Consider the following 15,125-nt stretch of genomic DNA (forward strand, 5'->3'; position numbering starts at 1 on the left):
TTACAAATGAGAATATTAGTAACTGGCGGTGCTGGTTTTATTGGCTCCCATCTCATTGATCGTTTGATGAAGCAAGGTCACGACGTAATCTGTCTAGACAACTTTTTTACAGGTCATAAGCGCAACATTCGTCATTGGCTTGATAATCCCTATTTTGAATTGATTCGCCACGATATTACCGAACCAATTCGTTTAGAAGTCGATCAGATCTATCATCTTGCTTGTCCAGCATCCCCCGTTCACTATCAGTATAATCCCGTAAAAACCATCAAGACTAACGTGATGGGGACTTTAAATATGTTGGGATTAGCCAAACGAGTTAACGCTAGATTTTTGCTGGCTTCCACTTCGGAAGTATACGGAGATCCTGACGTTCATCCTCAGCCTGAAGAATATCGTGGTAATGTAAACTGTATTGGTATTCGTAGCTGCTATGACGAAGGCAAAAGGGTCGCTGAAACCTTAGCTTTCGACTATCATCGACAAAATAATGTTGACATTCGAGTCATGCGTATTTTCAATACCTATGGGCCAAGAATGTTTGAGAATGACGGTCGCGTCGTGAGTAACTTTATTGTTCAAGCTCTCCAAGGTACACCATTAACTGTTTATGGTGATGGTTCCCAGACTCGTAGCTTCTGTTATGTAGCTGATTTAGTCGAAGGAATGATGCGCTTAATGAACGGTGAGCATATGGGGCCTATTAACATCGGTAATCCAGGAGAATATACGATTCTACAGCTGGCGGAGACAATTCAGAAAATGATTAATCCTGATGCGCAGCTATCCTACAAGCCACTTCCTCAAGACGATCCCAAACAAAGACAGCCTGATATTACCAAAGCTAAAAACTTATTAGGCTGGGAACCTACAATCAATCTTGAAGAGGGTCTAAAAATGACTATTGAAGACTTTCGCTCTCGTATGGAAGCAGAAGAGTCATAGAATTATAGTCTCAGAAAAATAGTTTTTCTCAATGTATTTCGGGAAGTTTAAATTTAAAGCAATCAAAACTCTAAGAGGTTAAATAAGTTTATGCGTGTTTGCGTCATTGGCACTGGATATGTTGGTTTAGTTACGGGTGTTTGCTTGTCTCATATCGGACACGATGTGATTTGTGTTGATAACAACGAAGAAAAAGTTAAGCTAATGCAGTCGGGACAGTCTCCCATTTATGAGCCTGGTTTATCTGAACTAATGAAGTCTTCTGCTGAATCGGGAAAATTAACTTTTACTACTGATTTGTCTAAAGGCGTCGCTCACGGAGAAATTTTGTATATTGCAGTCGGAACTCCTCCCTTACCCACAGGCGAAAGTGATACTCGTTACGTTGAAGCAGTGGCTCGCGGGATTGGAACTCACCTAAAGGATGAATATAAAGTAATTGTCAATAAATCTACTGTACCCATTGGTTCTGGTGATTGGGTGAGAATGATTATATTAGATGGTCACAAAGAGTCTGGTAGCACGGTGGAAACCAGCTTCGATGTCATCAGTAATCCTGAGTTTTTGCGTGAAGGTTCGGCAGTATACGATACTTTCAATCCCGATCGCATTGTTTTAGGTGGGAACAGCGATAAAGCTATTTCCATGATGCAGGATTTATACCAGCCTTTAGTCAGTAGAAAATTTGCCGAAGACCAATCTTTGCCTGAAGTACCAGTAGTAGTGACAGATCTTAGTTCAGCAGAAATGATTAAATATGCTGCCAACTCTTTTCTGGCAACTAAAATCAGCTTTATCAACGAAGTCGCTAATATTTGCGATCGCGTAGGTGCTGACGTAACTCAAGTAGCTAGAGGAATTGGCTTAGATTCGCGGATTGGTGGCAAGTTTCTTAGTGCTGGTCTTGGCTGGGGTGGATCTTGTTTCCCCAAAGATGTCTCGGCGTTGGTACACACTGCCAATGACTACAATTACGAATCTGAGTTACTAAAAGCTGCCATTAACGTTAACCAACGTCAGCGTTTATTGGTTCTAGAAAAATTACAAAATGAGTTGAAGATTCTCAAAGGTAAAACCATTGGTCTATTAGGCTTGACCTTTAAACCTGATACTGATGATATGAGAGATGCCCCAGCCTTGGATTTGATTGAACAACTAAATCGTTTAGGAGCGAGAGTCAAAGCCTACGATCCTATTGTCTCTCAATCTGGTTTGAGTCATGGTCTTTCTAATGTAATTATTGAAACTAACGCTGAAATGCTGGCAGATAGCTGTGATGCTCTAGTTTTAGTGACTGATTGGAAAGAGTTCCTCAAGCTAGACTTGCAAAAAATTGCTAAGTTAATGAACCATTCTTTAATCATTGACGGGCGTAATTTCTTAAACCGTGAAGCAGTTCAGGCTGCTGGCATCCGCTATATTGGCATGGGTCGTTAAGTCTCAATTATATGAAGTCCGTTTAAACAATTTCAATTAAAACTCGCGCCCTAAAGGATATGCGTAGCGGTATGCTTTAGGGCGCGAGATAAAGTTTTAATTGTCCTAACCTTTACTTCAACTGCTATAAATCTCAACAAGATCTAAATAAATTATTTACTTAAGAAACTTCATGCCATGAACTGGGTTAGATTTGGGCATCAAATTATGTCTCAGTAGTTTTTTTAACCTCGCAGGGGCATTCTCGATCGCTTCTGGTTGATAATTAAATAAATTATTCTCTAGAGGATGAATATACTGTGGTGTATAGTTTCCCAGCAAAGATACCCTAGGGCGATCGCTATTATTATCGGAAGTATCATGCCAACATAGTCCATGAGAGATAATTGCCGATCCTGCTTTCCCTGTCATTCTCTTAGCAATTCTTTTAAACTGCCACTTATTGGGCTGAGTAGCTAAATTCTGAGTTCCCGCAGCGAAGAAAGGTGCGCCATTGTTATGCGTAAAATCTTCCATGAGCCAAATTACCTGAAGTTCTAAGACAGGATATTTAGGAAAAGGTGCAGGCATTGCCCAATAGGGATAATCGACATGGATACCCATACTTTTTGCCCCTGGGTGCAGAATATGAGCGGAGAAACCACCCAAGATGGCATCTTCACCAATAATTGCGTCAACAATTGAGAGTAAAGACTCATTTTGCGCCATCTGAGCAAAGATATCTGCCTGATAGATCAAGCCATAGAGACGCTCTTTTTTTTCCTGAACAACTAATTTGTCTTCTTTTCTTTCTTGTTCGGCTAATTCCAGAACTAGTTGTCTGGCTGTTGCTGCTTCTTTGGGAGTGATCAAATCGGGCAGCATGACATAGCCTTGACCATCAATAATTTCGTCCGTCATGGCAGCCATCTCTGTTGACACGGTATTTTTCAAAGACGAATTAGACGAATTAAATGAGGGTGAGAGAAAATTTTGTAGTTGTTGAATCATTGATTTTGTGTAGAGAATTTTTTTAACTTGGTAAGTGTAATTAAGTGTTAATTATTTAATTAAAAGAAGAGACAAGACTCTTAGTTTTCCATGTCTGCAATGGATTTAGGTACATCGGAGGTTAGAACTTCGTGTCCGTCGGCTGTTACCAACAGATCATCTTCAATCCGAATGCCAATTCCTTTCCATCTGTCAGGAATTTCTGGTTGTCCTTCCGCAGGTTTAATATTGGGGGAGATATAAATTCCTGGTTCAACCGTAACAATGTGTCCTGGGGTTAAATTCTGCCAAGTTTCGGCATCATGCTTATAAACTCCGACATCATGCACATCTAAACCAAGCCAATGTCCTGTACGGTGCATATAGAAAGGCTTGTATTTCTCTGACTGGATAATTTCGGTTAAATCACCCTGGAGTAATCCCAAATCTAATAAACCCTGGACAATTACACAGACAGCGAGATCGTGAAATTCGTTGTAAGGCTTCCCTGGCTGTACTTCCTCGATCGCTTTTAGCTGTGCTTCTAAGACAATTTCATATAAAGCTTTTTGTTCTGGAGTAAACTTGCCACCCACAGGAAAAGTGCGGGTAATATCGCCATTGTAGTAACCGTAGGAACAGCCCGCATCAACTAGCAATAGCTCGCGATCCTGCATCTGGCGATTGTTTTCAATATAGTGCAGAATACAAGCATTAGCCCCTGATGCCACTATAGATGGGTAAGCAATCCCAATCGCCCCCTCCTTGCGAAAAACATGCTCTATTTCTGCCTGCACCTGATATTCATAGACTCCAGGTTGAGCAAATTCACGAGCGCGATTATGTGCCATTGCCGAGATCTTAGCTGCCTGACGCATCAGGGCAATTTCTCCAGGGCTTTTGACCAACCGCATGGCAAAAGTTAATGGGCGAGTATCTTCTAATGCCAGAGGTGCTGTACCTCGTTTTTGATAACCCTGCATTAATCTTTGCCAATGTGCAATGATTGTCTGGTTAAATTTCTCGTCGTTGCCTAAATGATAGTAAATGCGATCGCTATTAATTAAATACTGCGGCAGTTTTTCATTCAACTCAGCAATCGGATAAGCCTCATCTGCACCATAAATTTCCTTGGCTGCTTCCACGCCACAGCGATATCCCGTCCAGGTTTCTTGCTCTGGATCTTTAGGCTGTACAAACAAAATATACTGATGTTCCTCATGATGAGGTGCGAAGATCGCCACTGCTTCAGGTTCATTAAAACCTGTTAAATAGTAAAAACTGCTTTCCTGACGGTAAGTATATTCAACATCATTGTGCATCGTTGCCAGAGGCGCACTACGAAAAATTGCTGTTCCTCCACCAATCTTCGACATTAACTCCCTTTGACGTTGGCGATACTCTTGCTGCTCAATCCCCATGCTGCTTTATTTCTTTAACATTTTTTAACATTTGCCTATAATTTATTATGCATTAAAAACGATTTGTGGGGGGAAGAATCTATTTAATCACTGATGTTACGCACCTGCTAATTTACTCTATAGTTTTGACGTAGGGGTTTGGGGATTTATATGAAGTCCGTTTAAACAATTCCAATTAAAACTCGCGCCCTAAAGGATATGCGTAGCGGTATGCTTTAGCACTAGCTTCGCGTCGCAAAGACGTTTATCCCGCTTAGTTTGGGGCAAAGACGCAAAGACGTTTATCGCGTTCTTGGGGCAAAGATTTTATTAGAAGTAATTAAGCGGACTTGATATTAGGGGTTTAGGGAATTAGTGATAGGTTAACTTGACGCTCCCTATCTCCCTACAAAAGTTGTGTTTCTGCTTGTTCGATTAGTGTTTGCCAGACTCCTGTAGGTTGCCAGATTTGATTCATGGGATAGCTGGCTTGTTCTTCTGGTAAGCGCAAAATGTATTTCTGCCAAAAGTAGATAAAGCAAGACACTCGCATGTTTTTAGCACAGTGTACCGAAACTTTTTGACCGTCGAAAGACTGCATGATCTTAAAAAAGATTTTTACATCTTCGAGTTTGGGGTTGTCCCAAATTACGGGAATCTGCACGTAAACTATTTCTAGATCGGTAACGATGATTCCTTCGTTGGCTAAAGCATTGGTTGAACCAGAGGTAGCTAAATTAATTATGGCTTGATCTCCAGCTTGGGCAATAGATGCAAATTCTTGGGGAGTTGGTTGTCCTGAAGTCGCCAGATGATTATTGATTTGATAGTAGTCTCGAATAGTCTCAATCACTGTTCAATCCTCAAAGTACGATACGATGAAACTTGCAAATATCAATAACAGACTAATTCCATACATAATATACGAGGAGATATCAGCTTGAATACTCAGTCACCTAATAGTTGGCAGCCATTACTAGGTGGTATTGTCGCCGCCTTGCTGGTTTTGATTGCTTTTAATTCATTTGTAATTCTTAATCCTGGTCAGGCTGGGGTTTTGAGCATTTTGGGTAAGGCACAAGACGGCGTGTTATTGGAAGGAATTCATCTTCGTCCCCCTTTAGTTTCTAACGTTGATGTTTACGATCTGACGGTTCAAAAATTTGAAGTACCCGCAGAAAGTTCCACCAAAGATTTACAAGATCTCAAGGCCAGTTTTGCCATTAACTTTCGCCTAGATCCTGTGCAGGTAGTTGAGATTCGTCGTACACAAGGAACACTACAAAATATCGTGTCTAAAATTATCGCACCGCAAACTCAAGAATCTTTTAAAATCGCTGCTGCTAGGAGAACTGTTGAAGAAGCAATTACTAAACGAGATGAACTAAAAGAAGACTTTGATAATGCCTTGAGCGATCGCCTGGATAAATATGGTATTTTGATTCTGGATACTAGTGTCGTCGATCTTAGTTTCTCCCCTGAATTTGCCAGAGCAGTTGAAGAAAAGCAAATTGCCGAACAGAAGTCTCAAAGAGCCGTATACGTAGCCAGAGAAGCCGAACAAGAGGCTCAGGCAGATATTAACCGCGCCAAGGGTAAAGCCGAAGCTCAAAGACTGTTAGCCGAGACTTTACGAGCGCAAGGTGGACAATTAGTATTACAAAAAGAAGCGATCGAAGCTTGGCGAGAAGGTGGCGCACAAATGCCTAGAGTTTTAGTTACCAGTGGTGAATCTAAAGGAGGTGTTCCTTTCTTGTTTAATTTAGGCGATGTTCAGTAGAGTGAGATTACTCACGGGGTGACAACATACTCACAAAAGGATGAGAGGATAAGTTTTTTAGCCCTCATACTCTGTTGATAAAAAGGTAGTTTGTTGGGAGTTAGTATCAGTAATTGTTCAACCTACAAACTATCATATAAGCCTATCCAATTTGGGCAGTCAACATCCTGGGATCTCCCCAGGATTAGGCCCTTAAAAAATTGCTATGTCTTTTATCTTTTCTCAAATTTTCTGGCAAGCGACAAATATATTCTTTGACTCCTTTGTAGGCAATTGCTATTAGTAAAATTAAAGATAATAAGTGTTTGTCCTTTCCTTACTCATTTTGGCTTTTGTTTTTAGTATTTCTACTCCAATAAAAAGTACTAGAAGCTTTGCTTCTTTATTGTTGATCGAACTGATATTGGTTAAAAGATTCAATAATCGCTACAGATTGTTGAGCAATTCGCTTGGTAATATCTGTTAATTCATGAACTGAATTTTGAGTAAAAGTTGAACTTTGGATTTGGATGTCCAAAGAATCAGAAATATTTTGCATCAGATTACTCATGTTATGATTTAACGCCACAATTTGCTCTAAATTCTGACTAGCTGTGGCAAAATCATCAACCCCGCTCATTAGTTGCTCTGTTTCCGATTCCAGGGTGGTTGTTTTAGCCGTAATTTCCGTTTTGATACTAGTAAATAGAGGATCGATTCTTGCCGTAGCTTCAAATAGCTCTTGCATCAAAGTAAAAATTCGCTCAGATAAATCACCAGCAGCATCTTGGTTACTTTTACTTGGTTCAAGTTGACTAGAATTGATTGCTCTAGCCATCCCCATCGATTGTTGAGCTAATTGCTTGCTCAAATCTTTGACTTGTCCGATAGTTTCCGCAAAAGTTTGACAAGAATTACTCAATTTTTCAAATCCTACTGTGGCATTTTGCACAGTACGTTTTATATTTGAACCGCTATTGGCTGCGCGATCTAAAATTGCTTGAGTATCTTGAGTGTATTGTTCTAACTTAGCTAGCAATTGGGCATTATCAAGAGCCAAACCTACTTGAGTAGCAATTTGACTCATCCAACTGATTTCAGCTTCTTGCCATGGGCGAGTGTCAGAACATTGGTGTGCTACCAACAAACCAAATAGTTTTCCTTGATAGATAATTGGTGTGACGAGATTTGCCTTAACTTCCAATTGTGCTAATTGTTCCACATAACAGTTGCTCATACCTGCTTCGTAAATATTCTCCCAGGCGCGAACTCTACCGTCGCGATACTGATCTAAATATCTGGCTTCAAAGCAGGGATCTTTAATTATTCTCCCCTCAGCCCTTGTCCAACCATGGTTAACAGATTCGGCGACAACTTTACCATAATTATCTTCATCTAGAGCATAAACTAAGACGCGATCGCAATTTAAAACTCTTTTTACTTCTCGAACACTGGCTTTGAGAACATCTTTTTCTTTGAGGGATTGGCGAATTTGTTGTACTGCATCGGTGTAATACTCTGTCCACATTTTTTCTGATTCTGCCTGGAGACGTAGGCGTTGGGCATCAGCTAATAATTGGGCATTATCAAGGGCAAAACCCACTTGGGTGGCAATTTGAGTCAACCACAGGATCTCTGCTTGCTGCCAGTGACGAGGGTTAGAACATTGCTGGGCGACTAATAAACCAAATAGTTGTCCTTCGATGATAATAGGAACGATTAAATTTGCTTTAACTTCAAACTTTTCCAGTTGCTCTACATGACACTGACTCATGCCTGCATCGTAGATATTGTCCCAGGCGCGTATTCTACCGTCACGATACTTGGCGAAATATTTGGCTTCAAAGCAAGGATCTTTGATCACCATTCCTTCTGTCTTTGTCCAACCAGAAGAGACAGATTCTGCCACAATTTTGCCATAAATCTTATGATGCAAAGCATAAACCAAAACGCGATCGCAATTTAAAACTCTTTGTATTTCTCGAACGCTGGATTTGAGAATGTCTTTAATTTTGAACGATTGACGAATCTGCTGTAGCACATCAGAAAAATGCTTGATCCACATTCTTTCTTGTTCAAGCTGCTGCTGAAAATCAATAATTTGTTCTTGCTGATTACCATGGGAAATTTGCGTATATTCGGGCATATTACCTATCTGATTAGCGATATGAGTTATCCAGTTAATTTCTTGCTGTTGCCAGCTTCGAGCATTTGAACACTGATGAGCGATTAATAACCCGAATAGTTGACTATCCTTAGCGATTGGTGCTATTAGTCCAGCTTTTACATTTAAAGCTTCTAATTGTTTTCGATACCAAGAGGGAGCATCTTCGTCAGAGGTATTATCCCAAACACGAACTTTACCATTACGATCTTCTTCTAAATATTGAGTTGCTTCCTGAGAATTTTTGGCGACTCGATCTAAAACTTTAGTCCAGCCATCAGCAACAGATTCAGCGATCACCGCACCATCATTAGCAATATTTAGACTATAAATTAAAACGCGATCGCATTTAAGTAGCTGGCGTATATCTGCAACTATAGTTTTGAGAATATTTTTTGGTTTTAATTGGTCATTTAGCTTATCTTTGATCTCAGCCAATAATCTATTTTGTTCCTGCTCAAGAACTTGTTGCTGTTGAGAATTTTTAGCTCCATTATTTGCAGCTCGGTAATTTTGGTTATTGTGATTGTTTTCCATCTGCTGTAATAAGGTAAATTCTGCTAATTCGTCGGCTTGGACAATCCCTGAAAGAGCTTTTCCTGCTGAACTTGCTTTTTCCGCCAACAAGTTAACTGTCTGCTCATCCCAAGGCTGAAGTTGAAAACACTGATGAGCAACCAAAAAAGCTAATAATCTATTGTCAACATAAATTGGGGCAACTGCGACATTCTTAATCCCCAGCTGTTCTAGCTCTTTTAACTTACTTCGATTAACATCTGATGCGTAAATGCTATCTATGGTTAAAGACATACCATAACAGTACATCTCCAGATAATCACCTTCTAAAAAAGGATCTTGAATTGTTTGTCCCAACAGAGAGACGCATTTTTCATGACTTGATTCTGCTAAAACTTCTGCTTGAGGTAAATTGTTGGCAGTATAAATAATAACGCGATCGCACCTCAGAATTTCTCTGGTTGTTTTAACAGTAGATTTTAAAATCTGTTGCAGATTTCGATATTTAATTAGTTTAAGCTCAAAAGTTTGATTCATTGCTTACATAAAAATAGCCATAGGAATTATCAAAAAAAAATCAAAGATATTTATTAATTTGGTAAATTTGCATACTACCGACATTTAGAAGTATATAGCTAAATAACTTATTGTTTCTGTATATTTACTGAGTATTTTGTGATTGGGCGTTGCTGATTTAAAAGATAAAACTGTTGATAGCTCTAGGCTTGTACCAAAAAAAAGATAATGACATCTGGCAGACAAATAACATTAATTGATGCCTTGTAATCCCAAAAAAACAAACTCACTTTCAAAATCTGCGCGCTCCAACCAGGTTTTTTTGGCTGAGACTTGTTTTTTAGCAAAAGCAACCACTTGTAAACTATCTTCGAGCATCGATTCTGTTTCCCGTGCAACTAGTTCCCGATCTAAATCGATTAAATTGCCGTTGGCATCTAACATTTTCTGAGTGAGAGGTAAAATTGTCTTTGGAGCGCCTTTAAGATAAATAGTTTTTCCCTCAATATTTGAATGCAAAGTTGCCATGTAGTGAAATTCTGATGTACAGGAAAAAGTATCTAATTTAGGCATTAACTGTTGCCAGCTAGATTGGCACAGCCTAACTTTACTTGCAGCAGCGATTGAAGCTCCTTCGAGGGGATTACCAATGACAATCCACCTCCCCTGGTGATTTTTTAAGCCAGAATTATTGCAAAGTATACCTGCTATCAAGCATTCTCTAAGAGCGATGTGAGAGTAAAGTTCTGTTATGTTTAGCAACCAGCATTTTGACTCTTGAGGTGACACATTAAGAATATAACCTTCTGGGCTGTAATCTAAACCCTCAACTTGGTAATGTTGCCGTCCTGCGTAAATTTCTGTAACGCTCGAATTACTATTGTGCTGCTGGGAATTCATAATATTTCGGGGGTAAATACCAAATTTTTAACTATTAACCAAATAAACCTGAATAATCTGATTTTGAAATAGTCAAAACAATCAAATTTTTAGCGAGTAATTATTATTTTGCAAGCACCAAGTATTACTTAATTTAGCTGAGTAAAAGCCTGAAATGTAGCATTTTTTCAAGCAAATTAGCTAATAATTATAGATAAACTCAAATTCAAATCTATCAGAATTATAAGAACCCCAAAAAAGCTTCTCTTTAATCAATAAAAGAAACATTATTGATAAATTTAAGCAATTTATTATGCTAAAAATTATAGTTGTATTCAACTTTGATGAGCAACAACATTCTGGACAAAAATAAGGCTATTTTGTCTGCAATAAATGTTGATGATGTAAGCTCGAAACGAGATAGCTCAGGTAATTGAAGAGACTGAGTTATAGAGCTTAATAGCTAAAGATTAAGGTGGACATTGACCAGGGATTCTGGGTGTTTGACTATATTTCCAGGTCAAACTTCTTACTGAGTTTAATAAAACTATAAACCGATCACTATAAATGTAGTGTTCAAGTCTTGAGTTAAGAGTTAGTTGGCATCGCGACTTTTTATAATTTTTATAAACAGTTTTCACAATTATGTATGCCAGTTACTAGTTTCCAATTTGATCATAAATTAAAGCTATAAAAACAGCAAGAGATACTGTGTAATTGTAAGCGGCGTTGCTGGATTAAGGTATGATTTTCTAACAGATGCGATCGCTAATTTAAAATAAGATCCCAGAAAAATGAACTGTCCTGAGTGTCCTAAAGGATATGCCTAGCGGTATGCTTTAGGATAAAACTTACATGACGAGAGTTGAAGGAGAAAATACCAGACTCAGACACTATCTAGCTCAATTACATCGAAAAACTCTGTGTTACTCGAAGTCTCTCAAGATGCTTGAATACTTGATTAGATTATTAGTTGATTATCTTTTGGTCGAATATCGGAAAATATTATGAAACTCAGGCAAAAACTCATTAAAAAACTCATTTTGCTCTTAGCTCGACCTTAACTTCTGACTCTTGACTCTTAACTCTTGACTCACTACAACATAAACGTAAACCTTACGAAACAAAGCGATGATAGTGATTGGTTTAATGAGTGGAACTTCTGTTGATGGAATTGATGCTGCTTTAGTTGAAATCAAGGGTACAGAGCAGGATCTAAAAGTAAAGCTGTTAGCAGGAGCAACCTTTGCTTATCCTCAAGACCTAAGAAACCAAATATTAGCTATTTGTGGCGGAAAAGCGTTAAATATAGCTGAATTAGCAGACTTAGATGATGCGATCGCCCTACAATTTACCCAAGCTGCACGACAGATTCAAGCCCAACATCAACCAGCAGAATTAATTGGTTCTCATGGTCAAACTATCTATCATCGACCACCTACTCAGGATAAATTGGGCTACAGCTATCAGATTGGCAGAGGAGAAATGATTGCTCACCTCACAGGTATTCAAACTATCAGTAACTTTCGGGTAGCGGATATTGCAGCAGGAGGAGAAGGCGCACCATTAGTATCAAAAATCGATCTTTGTTTGTTATCTCACCCGACTAAAATTAGAGCGATTCAAAACCTGGGTGGCATTGGCAACGTGACCTATTTACCTCCCAAGACTACAACTGACTGGGATGCACAAATATTTGGTTGGGATACTGGCCCAGCAAATGCTTTATTAGACCTCGCTGTAGCTCGTTTAACTAACGGAACTAAAACTTACGATCGAGATGGTCAATGGGCAGCCCAAGGCACGCCAAATCAGCAATTAGTAGCGCAGTGGTTGCAGCAAGACTTTTTTCAGCAGTCGCCACCAAAATCTACGGGGAGAGAACTATTTGGCAAGGATTATTTAGAGCAATGTTGGCAAGAAATGGATAACCTGAGTTTAACCGAAAGCGATCGCCTGGCGACGTTAACAGAGCTTACTGTTGCCTCGATTATTCATAGTTACCGCCAGTTTTTGCCCCAAATGCCTGACGAGGTTTTACTTTGTGGTGGAGGCAGTAGAAATTCATATCTGAGACAACGCCTACAAGCTGAGTTAACATCGGCACATATTGGGACAACCGATGAAATGGGAATTAATGGAGATTTTAAAGAGGCGATCGCTTTTGCCGTTTTAGCATACTGGAGAGTTAAATCAATTCCTGGCAATTTACCTCAAGTTACAGGAGCAGCTAAACCTGTTTTGTTAGGGGATATTCACCTGTCAATGTAATCGGCTCGTAAGTAGGAAATAAGAAATAAGAAATAGGAAATAGGAAGTAGGAAGTAGGAAGTAGTATTTCAAAAATGTCCTAACGTTTTTACGTATGGCTGTTATCACATCGAAATTGAGAGAATAAAGTTTTATGGCTCATAGTTTCCTCATTGAAGCTGGTTATTGGCATGTAACTGGTCATTGGTTAAAACCAAACTTCCCCCCAATTCCGCTTGAGGGAGGAATTAAGATCGCTTGGAAAAGAGCCAACTGGTTCAAGCTAACTACGAGCCTAACTTGTGATGATGAAACAGCGACGGAGATTGTTTATCAATGCCGAGGCAACCTGAATTACGAGACAAAATACTATACCTATGTTGCTCAACACAGTCTTTTGGGGAATATTGAGGGAGAAGGTAGATTGGTACAGCAATCGATCATTCAGTATTACTGGTTTATCGGCACTGGTAGCAAACACAAAGGATTGGATACATATGTCTGTCTAGATCAAAATACTTACTATCTAACTAGCAATATTTTAGATGGTCACAGTATTAAGCAGACGATTGAAGCAACCTTAAGACGTTAGCCCAATTTAGAAGCTCACTATAACCGATAACAATAGCCAAAATTGATTTAAGAAACTTAACTTCCCCAATAGAAGATGAATAAAGATACTAATCAAGGTCGTTTACTTGCCAACCGCTACGAACTATCCGAGCTTGTCGGAGAAGGTGCAATGGGTCGAGTTTACAGCGCCAAAGATACAGTATTAGGTGGGGTGATCGTAGCTGTTAAGTTCTTATCTCAAGCTCTAATGAGTGAGAGTATGCGCGATCGCTTTGAGCGAGAGGCAACAATTTCGGCTCTTTTAGGGGAAAAAAGTATTCATGTCGTTCGGGTTAAAGACTATGGTGTGGATGAGCATAACGCTCCTTTCTATGTCATGGAGTTTTTGGCGGGAGAAAGCATCAACGATCTGATTTCCTATCAACCTATGCAGCTAAAAAGATTTCTCCCCTTAGCTCGTCATGTTTGTCTAGGATTAGAATCTGCTCACCAAGGAATTTTTTTTAATGGCGAACTGTGTCGAATTATTCACCGCGATATCAAGCCTAGTAATATAATTGTAATACAAGATCCTAGCTTGGGGGAAGTAGCCAAAATTCTCGATTTTGGTATTGCGAAACTGATCCAAGCAAGTGCTAACCAAACTCAATCTTTTATGGGAACTCTAGCCTATTGTTCCCCCGAACAAATGGAAGGCAAAGAGCTAGACAGCCGTTCTGACATCTATAGCTTGGGTGTGATGATGTACGAAATGCTCACCATGGATATGCCTTTGTTACCTCAAAACTCATCCTTTGGTGGTTGGTATCAAGCTCATCATAATTTTAAGCCAGAACCTTTTAGCGATCGCCTCAATTTACCTCGCGAATTACAGGATTTAGTCTTTCGCTGTTTAGAAAAAGAAAGAGATCGGCGACCTCAAAGCGCTCGTGAGATTATGGAAACTCTAGAAAGAATCGAGCAGCAGTCTAGATTTGGCCTAACTAACCCAGGATTAAACATCAACCCAGCCGAACATTTTGCCAAAAATAATACCTTAGATGCTACTTTGAGTACTACATTCTCTCGTAATGCTACTCTTAATGCGATTAATAATCGCACTATCAATACCGAAACTTCAGTAACGGAAATTTGTTTACAGACTCCTTGGCCTCAGGATAAACCTTTAAGCAAAATTGTTTTTTCTCAGCTCATCGATACTCCATTAGGAGAAGTCCCTGTACTCTGCGTCATGCTGGAGCAAGAAGATATTTACCAAAGAATTTCTGGCACTCGCTACAATCAATTTTTATATTTGGCAAATCCTCATCCTATATTACTTTGGGTTACAGTCCTCTACAACGCTGAACATGGCGCTAAATGGCTTCCCTGTTATTTAGATCTTAAATCCCAAAAAGGACAAGAAATTGCTCGCGCTTTAGCACATAGAGGTAAATATCGGATTTTATTTTATGGTTTAGACGAACCTCGACAATGCCAACATATCACTAACTCCATAATCAATACTCATAACTGTAAAATGCTTCAGGAATGGGCAAATTTAAGTCAACTGACTAAAAGTTTTGGTGATGCCAAAAAAGCGAAAAAAGTTCTGCAACAGGAGCTAGAAAAATTAAAAGACCAAATTATAACTAAAGTCAAAGCTTCTAAATTAACTGATGTGAATGCAGGGAAGTAGGGAGTAGGGAGTAGGAAGTAGGAAATAGGAAATAGGAAG

General features: G+C 39.3%; 11 protein-coding genes and 1 pseudogene. 7 read left to right on the forward strand and 5 right to left on the reverse strand.

The window, feature by feature from the left end:
- The first annotated feature begins 6 nt into the window (after positions 1-6).
- Together KME09_09245 and KME09_09250 are read left to right on the forward strand one after the other, a co-directional pair.
- Positions 7-945, forward strand: coding sequence for an SDR family oxidoreductase (locus tag KME09_09245; GenBank protein ID MBW4534111.1), 939 nt, complete (start codon positions 7-9; stop codon positions 943-945).
- Between the two features lie 90 nt (positions 946-1,035).
- A complete protein-coding gene (locus KME09_09250; GenBank protein ID MBW4534112.1) occupies positions 1,036-2,382 on the forward strand; it encodes a UDP-glucose/GDP-mannose dehydrogenase family protein in 1,347 nt (448 codons plus the stop codon).
- Between the two features lie 156 nt (positions 2,383-2,538).
- Here the strand turns inward: KME09_09250 and KME09_09255 are convergent, their stop codons facing one another.
- From KME09_09255 to KME09_09265, 3 genes are all read right to left on the reverse strand, one after another.
- Positions 2,539-3,372 (reverse strand): phytanoyl-CoA dioxygenase family protein, encoded by an 834-nt coding sequence (locus tag KME09_09255; GenBank protein ID MBW4534113.1) that lies wholly within the window; start codon positions 3,370-3,372, stop codon positions 2,539-2,541.
- An 80-nt stretch (positions 3,373-3,452) separates the two neighbouring features.
- The gene (locus KME09_09260) at positions 3,453-4,772 is read right to left on the reverse strand and encodes an aminopeptidase P N-terminal domain-containing protein (GenBank protein ID MBW4534114.1); all 1,320 of its coding nucleotides are present in this window, start codon (positions 4,770-4,772) and stop codon (positions 3,453-3,455) included.
- A 385-nt stretch (positions 4,773-5,157) separates the two neighbouring features.
- On the reverse strand, positions 5,158-5,601 hold the full coding sequence (locus KME09_09265; protein ID MBW4534115.1) for a protein tyrosine phosphatase family protein: 444 nt from the start codon (positions 5,599-5,601) through the stop codon (positions 5,158-5,160).
- Between the two features lie 90 nt (positions 5,602-5,691).
- On the opposite strand from KME09_09265, the gene KME09_09270 reads away from it, so the two are divergent.
- The gene (locus KME09_09270; GenBank protein MBW4534116.1) at positions 5,692-6,531 is read left to right on the forward strand and encodes a prohibitin family protein; all 840 of its coding nucleotides are present in this window, start codon (positions 5,692-5,694) and stop codon (positions 6,529-6,531) included.
- Positions 6,532-6,913: 382 nt separating this feature from the next.
- On the opposite strand, the gene KME09_09275 is transcribed toward KME09_09270, so the two are convergent.
- On the reverse strand, positions 6,914-9,727 hold the full coding sequence (locus KME09_09275; protein ID MBW4534117.1) for a GAF domain-containing protein: 2,814 nt from the start codon (positions 9,725-9,727) through the stop codon (positions 6,914-6,916).
- A gap of 231 nt (positions 9,728-9,958) precedes the next feature.
- Positions 9,959-10,606: a hypothetical protein gene (locus KME09_09280; protein MBW4534118.1), complete on the reverse strand. Its 648-nt coding sequence runs from the start codon at positions 10,604-10,606 to the stop codon at positions 9,959-9,961.
- 825 nt (positions 10,607-11,431) lie between these two features.
- Between KME09_09280 and KME09_09285 the strand changes: the two are divergent.
- From KME09_09285 to KME09_09300, 4 genes and pseudogenes are all read left to right on the forward strand, one after another.
- A pseudogene (locus tag KME09_09285) lies at positions 11,432-11,596 on the forward strand (IS1 family transposase).
- A gap of 120 nt (positions 11,597-11,716) precedes the next feature.
- A complete protein-coding gene (locus KME09_09290) occupies positions 11,717-12,856 on the forward strand; it encodes an anhydro-N-acetylmuramic acid kinase (GenBank protein MBW4534119.1) in 1,140 nt (379 codons plus the stop codon).
- Between the two features lie 133 nt (positions 12,857-12,989).
- A complete protein-coding gene (locus KME09_09295) occupies positions 12,990-13,427 on the forward strand; it encodes a hypothetical protein (protein MBW4534120.1) in 438 nt (145 codons plus the stop codon).
- A gap of 75 nt (positions 13,428-13,502) precedes the next feature.
- Positions 13,503-15,086: a serine/threonine protein kinase gene (locus tag KME09_09300; GenBank protein ID MBW4534121.1), complete on the forward strand. Its 1,584-nt coding sequence runs from the start codon at positions 13,503-13,505 to the stop codon at positions 15,084-15,086.
- Positions 15,087-15,125: the final 39 nt, after the last annotated feature.

This window comes from Pleurocapsa minor HA4230-MV1, assembly GCA_019359095.1.
In the GTDB taxonomy this organism is placed as follows: Bacteria; Cyanobacteriota; Cyanobacteriia; order Cyanobacteriales; family Xenococcaceae; genus Waterburya; species Waterburya minor.

What these genes read in the sequence shown, in the direction of transcription:
- KME09_09250 (MBW4534112.1), top strand. Translation starts at nt 1,036, where the DNA reads ATGCGTGTTTGCGTCATTGGCACTGGATATGTTGGTTTAGTTACGGGT.
- KME09_09280 (MBW4534118.1), bottom strand. Translation starts at nt 10,606, where the DNA reads ATGAATTCCCAGCAGCACAATAGTAATTCGAGCGTTACAGAAATTTAC.
- KME09_09275 (MBW4534117.1), bottom strand. Translation starts at nt 9,727, where the DNA reads ATGAATCAAACTTTTGAGCTTAAACTAATTAAATATCGAAATCTGCAA.
- KME09_09260 (MBW4534114.1), bottom strand. Translation starts at nt 4,772, where the DNA reads ATGGGGATTGAGCAGCAAGAGTATCGCCAACGTCAAAGGGAGTTAATG.
- KME09_09300 (MBW4534121.1), top strand. Translation starts at nt 13,503, where the DNA reads ATGAATAAAGATACTAATCAAGGTCGTTTACTTGCCAACCGCTACGAA.
- KME09_09255 (MBW4534113.1), bottom strand. Translation starts at nt 3,372, where the DNA reads ATGATTCAACAACTACAAAATTTTCTCTCACCCTCATTTAATTCGTCT.
- KME09_09290 (MBW4534119.1), top strand. Translation starts at nt 11,717, where the DNA reads ATGATAGTGATTGGTTTAATGAGTGGAACTTCTGTTGATGGAATTGAT.
- KME09_09295 (MBW4534120.1), top strand. Translation starts at nt 12,990, where the DNA reads ATGGCTCATAGTTTCCTCATTGAAGCTGGTTATTGGCATGTAACTGGT.
- KME09_09245 (MBW4534111.1), top strand. Translation starts at nt 7, where the DNA reads ATGAGAATATTAGTAACTGGCGGTGCTGGTTTTATTGGCTCCCATCTC.